Source organism: Streptococcus sp. HMSC078H12, from assembly GCF_001814615.1.
Classification (GTDB): domain Bacteria; phylum Bacillota; class Bacilli; order Lactobacillales; family Streptococcaceae; genus Streptococcus; species Streptococcus salivarius_F.
On sequence record NZ_KV817340.1, the window covers coordinates 36,500 to 38,560 of the forward strand.

General features: G+C 39.5%; 1 protein-coding gene. It reads left to right on the top strand.

Going from position 1 to position 2,061, the window contains the following annotated elements:
- Positions 1-2,061, top strand: a 2,061-nt coding sequence (locus HMPREF2979_RS07735) for a hypothetical protein (RefSeq protein WP_186821184.1), incomplete at both ends; no start/stop codon positions are given.

The window sequence follows — 2,061 nt, forward strand, 5'->3', positions numbered from 1 at the left end:
TTGGATCAAAACGTTTCAGAAGCAGAATTGCTTGTAGGTATCGCTAAAGATTACCAAGCTAAGTTGACTGATACAGCTGCTAAAGCTGAAATCCAAACTGCTATCGCAACAGTTCAAGAAGAAGTTGCTAAATCAACTACATTGCTTGCTGCATCAGCAACAAACGCTGCTTACGCAGAACAACGTGAGCGCCTTGGTAACGCTGTTGACAACATGATGACTAAAATCACTGACAACGGCTTCACAGGTAACTCAGTAGTTAACGGTATTGCAGCAGTTACTGCGCAGCTGTCACCAATCTCAACAAGCACTAATGGAACTACAGTTCCAGTTATTACAGATGCGAACGGTGCAACGATTGAAGATCCAGCCTTTAACGAAGCAGGTTATGCTTTGGATCCAAACGCTGATCGCTTCACTTTTGGTGTATGGCAATTCCTTAAAACAAACCACACTACTGGTGCTAAAACAAACTTTGATTACTATGCTACTCTTTCAGTAGACCGTTCTGCAATCACTGGTAGCCTTTCAGCTAACCCAGATGTTTACTTGCGTATCGTTAAGAAATCTGACGGATCAGAAGTTTATACTCGTACAATCAAAGCTGGGGAAAGCAATATCTCTCTTCCAAGCTACATCACAAACAACAACTCTGATGTAACGAACACCTTGACTTATACAGGTGCTAACGGAACTGATCCAGGTAACGTTACATTCTCATTGGTTAACGCTAACCTTGAGTATGAAACACTTCAAATCCGTGATACAAACTTCCCAGGTAACCAAGGTGAAGACAAGCCAAACGTTCAAACGTCTGTTCCTTATGCAACAGTTGATCAAACAACTCACTATAAAGCAGTTGATCCTGGCAAGTATACAAAAGGTCAAGTTTACACTCCAACTGGAAATGAAGTAGATCTTGCAAGCTACACTCAAACAGGTCTTGCAGGGCAGAAATTTACGGCTTCAGAAAACCGTGCAATCCCTGGTTTCAAACATGTAACTGCTACAACAGATTCGACTCAATTGACATCTGGTATCCTTGGTAAGGGTGTTGTTGGTCAAAAACTTGTCGAACTTCAAGGTGGAGCAAACCACTACTACGTGAAACGTATTTCGGAAGTTGTAGATACAGATGGCTCAACTGTAACAAAATTCTATGCTCTTGATCCATCACAAGTAAGTAACTTCAGCGCAAGTGATGTTGGTACAGAAGATGTATCTAAATACACACTTATTTACACATCATCTGTAAATAAAGCTGGTGATACTTGGAAAGCTACTGAATCAAAAACGACTACTGTAAATAGCAAAAATGGCGATTACCATATTGATGTTGTCGAAACTGCAGGTAGCAACTCTTTAGTAATTACTGGTTGGCTGTCTAATACAGAAAAAGTTAACCTTACGCACGATGAAACAAAAGTGACTGAAGCTTTTGATAAACCGTTTACAGGTGCACCAGATGTATCATTAACACCAGCTGGTCAAGGAAATAATAAATGGAACTTGATTGCCGGACGTAATGCTGATATTGTTGCGAAGGACAAAGTAACACAACCAGACGGTAGCATTACTTATAAAGAATTGAAAGGTTTCACTTCATTCTCAAATAACTACTCAGTTCCAAGTAATGTTAAACCTTCAACTGATGTTAACTATTACTTCGTTAAGATGGATGATTCAGAGTCAGCATCTCAATCACAATCATTCTCAAATTCTGCATCAGAATCAGAAGTAGTATCTAACTCACAATCTGTATCACAATCAGAAGTAGTATCTAACTCACAATCTGTATCACAATCAGAAGTTGTGTCTAATTCACAATCTGTGTCACAATCACAGGCTGTATCTAAATCACAATCAGAATCAGAAGTAGTATCTAAATCACAGTCTGTATCACAATCAGCTTCTGCAAGTCTTTCACAATCAGCATCTGGTACACAATCAGAATCTGCAAGTCTTTCACAATCTGTGTCTGATACACAATCAGAATCAGCAAGCCAATCAGAATCTGTATCTGATACTACATCAGCATCTGCGTCTGAGTCAGCTTCAACA